Genomic DNA, 4,676 nt, shown 5'->3' on the forward strand with positions numbered 1-4,676 from the left:
TGTCACGCCGAAATACGAGTTTTGTCACGACCCCACACCGGTAAACGATCGCGTCATAGTTAAGACTATTTTAACATACGGGAGGAAAAGCCGGTTTTCACCTTTTTGGCCCACTGGATGCTAGTGTGTTCACTTTTTGCCTCGCTTTGCGTAATGTACTGCATCCGCAAAAGAAGCATCTTCCTTTTGTGTGCATATGTGCGTATAATAGAGAGGAGAAAATCAATGAATCAGCGAAAAGTAGCCAATGTTCTGGTGCTGCTAAACCGTCAGGGCTTTGAACTGACCCGGGTCCGGGGATCCCACCACCGCTTCAGCGATAACCACGGCCACAAGGTCACCGTTCCGTACACCAGTGAAGCGGAACTGCTCGCCCCGAAAACATATGCGGCCATCCTGCAGCAAATGGGATTGCGTTGAAAGGAGAAAACATCATGACTCACCGTATCGTTGCCTATCCTGCTGTTTTTGACCAGACTGATAATGAGGGCTGGGTGACTGTCACATTCCCGGACGTCCCGGGCGCCATCACCCAAGCCAAAACATTGCCGGAAGCCATGCTGAATGCCGAACAGGCATTGGGTCTCATGCTATATGACGAAAAAAAGCTGCCCGCAGCCAGCAGCCTGGCCACCGTGGAAGCGGCCCATCAGCCGCATTATGTCGCCCTAGTGGCCTCTGACCTCGACCAAGCGGCCCAGACCGTGCACGTTCCTTACGTGAGAAAGAACACACGCATTCCTGCCTACTTGGCCGAAGCGGCCGAGCAAGCGGGAATCAATTTCTCCGCCACACTGACGCGGGGACTGGAGGAAGATCTGCAAGCTCGGGGGATCCCCACCAAGCCGCCAATCAATGCTGAGCGGTAACGACGGGATCACAAACCCGTAATCAGTGCCCCGCCCAGCGGGGCATTCTGCTCGCCAGCGCCGCTGAATCAACAGCCCCCGCTTGTTTCACGTGAAACAAACGGGGGGCTGTTTGCTTACTCTGCAGTCACGATATGTACCGCCGCCTGGGCGGCAGTCCACGTCGGCGCAATCATTTCTTCCTGGGGCCAGCCCAGGACATCGTGGGGAATGAACCAGCGTTCCAGTTCTGCCGGCCCAAACGAGGCGCGGTGCCGAGTCTGGTGGCGGCGGAGGGTCTCTTCTAACGTCAGATCGTAATAATAGGCTTGGACGGCGTCAAAGGCGGCGGCCAGTTCGCTGAGCATCGTGCCATAAACCTTCTTGACCAGAATGCCTTCCAGAATGACGGTCTGGTTGCGGGCCAAGCCGAAACGGGCGATGGCTGCCATCAAAGCAATGCTGGGGTTGCCCGGCTTGTCTGAGGCCCCTAGCATATCGCGGCGGACGACATCTTGGTCGATCAGCAGCGACCCCGGCAGCTGGCGGTGGACCGCCTGGGCCACTGTGGTCTTGCCGGAGCCGGAGTTGCCGCGAATGATGATCAGCCGGCTCATGCCCGGTCACCGAAAATCTGCTGTTTCAGCTTCAGCGCAGTGGGCGTCGTCGCCAGGCCGCCCTCGGCGGTTTCCTTGAAGGCTGACGGCATCTGCAGTCCGACTTTGCGCATGGCTTCCACCGTTTCGTCCACCGGAATGACACTCTTCAAGCCGGCCAGAGCCATGTCGGCCGAAATCATTGCCTGACTGGCACCCAGGGCGTTGCGTTTCACACAAGGCACTTCCACCAAGCCGGCGACAGGATCGCATATCAGGCCCAGCATGTTCTGCAGCGTCATGGCCACGGCATTAGCCGCCTGCTGGGCCGTACCGCCCTTGGCGCAGACCAAGGCGGCGGAAGCCATGGCACTGGCGGAGCCGACTTCCTCTTGGCAGCCGCCCTCCGCCCCGGCAATACCGGCGTTATTGGCAATAACTAAGCCGAAGGCGCCAGCGGTGAAAAGAAAGTCCACCTGGTCATCCCGGCTCAGCCCCAGCCGGTCACGCACCGCCAGGAGTACGCCGGCTAACACGCCGGCACTGCCCGCCGTGGGGGTCGCACAAATGAGACCCATCTTGGCGTTGACTTCATTCACGGCGATGGCGTTGCGGACGGCTTCCAAAATTGGCCGACCGCTCAAAAAATCACCGGCGGCCAAATAGCCGTCCATTTTCTTGGCTTCCATCCCCGTCAGACCGGTCACGGATTTCACCCCGGCGATGCCTTGGTGTACGGAATGAACCATAGCATCCAAGTTCTTACCCATCAACCGGCGAATCTCCGCCGCGCTGCGGTTCGTATTTTCTTCCTCCAAGGCCACCATCATCGCCGCAATAGAAGGATACGCCGCACTTTGAGCGACGAGGTCTTTGATCGTGTAAAACACTTTTCTTCCTCCTTATTCGAAATACGTGACGTTGATCATGTGGGGCAGCTGCTTGAGCTGGGCCAAGAGGGCGTCGTTGTACCCGTCGACCTCAATGATCATGATGGCCTTCTCGCCCTTAGCCGTGCGGGTAACCGTCATCGTCCCGATATTGATGTTGGCCTGGGAGAAAATCTGGGTCACTTGGGCGATCATCCCCGGGACGTCGTCGTGGATCGTGATGTACGTGGGCGTCCCCATGCTCAGGGAGATCTTGAAGCCGTTGATCTCGGTAATCTGAATGTTGCCGCCGCCAATGGAGACGCCGGTCACCTCTAGCCGCCGGTCGCCTTTCTTCAAGACGATACAAGCCGTATTCGGATGGTCCACCTTGTCGCTCTTAGGCACGAAACCGACAGAAATGCCTCGTTCGTACGCAATCTTCAGGGCGTCGGGGAGTTGCGGGTCGTCAGGGGCCATCCCCAGCAGACCGCCGACGATGGCGACGTCGGTGCCATGGCCGCGGTAGGTCTTGGCGAAGGACTCGTACAGGTACACGGTGATTTTTTCAGGGGTGGTCCCAAAAATGTCGTGGACCACTTTCCCGATGCGGGCGGCGCCGGCGGTGTGGGAACTGCTGGGACCGACCATCACCGGGCCGATGATATCAAAAACGCTGTGGAACCGGACTTCAGGCATGGCGGATAGCTCACTTTCTGCAAACAATATACGCCGATTCTAGCACGTCTCACCGCCCTTGTGGGGGCAGTGGAAAACAAAACAGCCGTTTTTCATTTTGCGTTCGCTGGCCCTTTTTGCTACAGTGGTGGCAATCATTGAGAAAGCAGGCGGACAGATGGCAGATTATATCAAAGAGATCCGGGCCTTGGTGGGCCACAAGCCGATCATCCTCAACGCCGCAGCCGGCGCAGTGTTCAACGACGAGGGCCGGATCCTGCTCCAGCAGCGGACCGACAACCGCACGTGGAGCCTTCCCGGCGGTTACATGGAATACGGCGAGACCTTCCGGGAGAACGTTCTCCGGGAATATAAGGAAGACAGCGGCCTGGCCGTGCGCGTCGACCACTTCATCGGCATCTTCGACCAAGGCTTCACCGTCTACCCCAACGGCGACGAGTGTCAGGTCATTTCCACGCTCTGGGCCGTCACGCCCATCGGCGGCAAGCGCATCACCGAGGAGCAGTACGAGACGGTCGGCACGGATTACTTCACCGAAGACGACCTGCCGCCCCTGCTTAACCAGCAGAGCGCGGACATGATCCACGCCGCCTTCGCTGATTGGCGCAAGACCCAAGGGTAAGGGAGAAAGGAAGCCGGCCCCATGACGCCCAAACACCATCCGGAAAATAAGGAACCGCTTTTCGTCCCCAAACGCTTTGGCTTCGGCATCGGAATCAATTGGTACAACCCGGTAGGCCAGGTCATCACGATCGGCATCCTCTTGGCGGTGGCCGCAGCAGTTATCGTTGCGCTCGTCCAGTCCCGCTGACTGCCGTCCCCAAGTGACAAATCTGTTAGTTCGCCAGCCAGCGGCGCAGCTGTTCAGCATGATACAATGAGGGTAGATGAAACCCGTTACCGCTGAACGTCTGAAAGGACAGGAGAGGGCCATGGAAAACGACTATTTGCTGCGCCAGTTAACGAACGAAGAACGTATGCTGGTCAATTCTGAAGTCATCAAAAACCAAAAAAGTGCCGCGGCGGCTTATTTACTCTGGTTCTTTGCCGGCATCATTGGGGCCCACCGCTACTATTTGGGCAAGACCGCCAGTGCCATCGCCATGACCCTGACCGTGGTGCTGACCTTCGGCATCGGCACCATCGTCACCGTGATCTGGATGCTCGTTGACGTGTTTGCCATCGGCGGCTGGCTGGAAGACGATCGCCTGCGCCTGGAAAAACAAGCGGCCCTGGAGATCCTTGCCCGGCGCTCGCCACCGGATGCCCACGCTTGGGCCAAGCCGGCCGCACCGCAGCCAGTGCCCCGCCAGCCGGTGACGCCTAAACCGGTGGAACTGCATCCGGAACTCAAGGGGCAGGATAATCCGACTCAGGACCATGATGATTCATGGGATGATTTTTAACCTGCACAACTGAAACTTTCAAGCTCATAACCATGTTGAATCAGCGTGGTTATGGGCTTTTTGGCCAATAAAATAAGCGCAAGGCTCTCCTGCGCTGTATACTGGATTTGACTATAATCTTGATACAAGGAGAGCTTGCGCCATGAACATTATAGAACACAATCGGGTCGAAAAGGACCTCGCCACGGTAATTTCTGCTTTTCCCGAATTGTCAACCGAAGTGCAACACTGAAGCCTAAGGAAGAGGAACGGTCTACC

The 4,676-nt window shown here is 57.5% G+C and carries 8 protein-coding genes; 5 read left to right on the forward strand and 3 right to left on the reverse strand.

Annotated elements, in window-relative coordinates; genetic code table 11:
* Positions 1–225 precede the first annotated feature (225 nt).
* Together L248_RS06855 and L248_RS06860 are read left to right on the forward strand one after the other, a co-directional pair.
* On the forward strand, positions 226–420 hold the full coding sequence (locus tag L248_RS06855; protein WP_022529416.1) for a type II toxin-antitoxin system HicA family toxin: 195 nt from the start codon (positions 226–228) through the stop codon (positions 418–420).
* 14 nt (positions 421–434) lie between these two features.
* Entirely contained in the window at positions 435–869 is a 435-nt protein-coding gene (locus L248_RS06860) for a type II toxin-antitoxin system HicB family antitoxin (RefSeq protein ID WP_051999887.1), read from the forward strand.
* A gap of 116 nt (positions 870–985) precedes the next feature.
* Here L248_RS06860 and L248_RS06865 read toward each other — a convergent pair whose 3' ends face one another.
* From L248_RS06865 to sdaAB, 3 genes are read right to left on the reverse strand one after another with little or no spacing between them, the layout of a single operon-like run.
* On the reverse strand, positions 986–1,465 hold the full coding sequence (locus L248_RS06865) for an AAA family ATPase (protein ID WP_022529418.1): 480 nt from the start codon (positions 1,463–1,465) through the stop codon (positions 986–988).
* Positions 1,462–2,334: an L-serine ammonia-lyase, iron-sulfur-dependent, subunit alpha gene (gene sdaAA, locus L248_RS06870; protein WP_022529419.1), complete on the reverse strand. Its 873-nt coding sequence runs from the start codon at positions 2,332–2,334 to the stop codon at positions 1,462–1,464. The genes L248_RS06865 and sdaAA overlap by 4 nt, the downstream gene beginning before the upstream one ends.
* 12 nt (positions 2,335–2,346) lie before the next feature.
* Positions 2,347–3,012 carry an L-serine ammonia-lyase, iron-sulfur-dependent subunit beta gene (gene sdaAB, locus L248_RS06875; RefSeq protein ID WP_022529420.1) on the reverse strand — a complete coding sequence of 222 codons (666 nt, stop codon included), beginning with the start codon at positions 3,010–3,012 and terminating at the stop codon, positions 2,347–2,349.
* 157 nt (positions 3,013–3,169) lie between these two features.
* On the opposite strand from sdaAB, the gene L248_RS06880 reads away from it, so the two are divergent.
* From L248_RS06880 to L248_RS06885, 3 genes are all read left to right on the forward strand, one after another.
* Complete coding sequence (locus L248_RS06880) at positions 3,170–3,634, forward strand: NUDIX hydrolase (RefSeq protein ID WP_040535348.1); 465 nt, start codon at positions 3,170–3,172, stop codon at positions 3,632–3,634.
* A gap of 21 nt (positions 3,635–3,655) precedes the next feature.
* Positions 3,656–3,823, forward strand: a complete 168-nt coding sequence (locus tag L248_RS15835; RefSeq protein ID WP_022529422.1) for a DUF5808 domain-containing protein — start codon at positions 3,656–3,658, stop codon at positions 3,821–3,823.
* Positions 3,824–3,944: 121 nt separating this feature from the next.
* The gene (locus L248_RS06885) at positions 3,945–4,418 is read left to right on the forward strand and encodes a TM2 domain-containing protein (RefSeq protein ID WP_022529423.1); all 474 of its coding nucleotides are present in this window, start codon (positions 3,945–3,947) and stop codon (positions 4,416–4,418) included.
* Positions 4,419–4,676 lie beyond the last annotated feature (258 nt).

Origin of the sequence: Schleiferilactobacillus shenzhenensis LY-73 (assembly GCF_000469325.1) — a bacterium.
Classification (GTDB): Bacteria; Bacillota; Bacilli; order Lactobacillales; family Lactobacillaceae; genus Schleiferilactobacillus; species Schleiferilactobacillus shenzhenensis.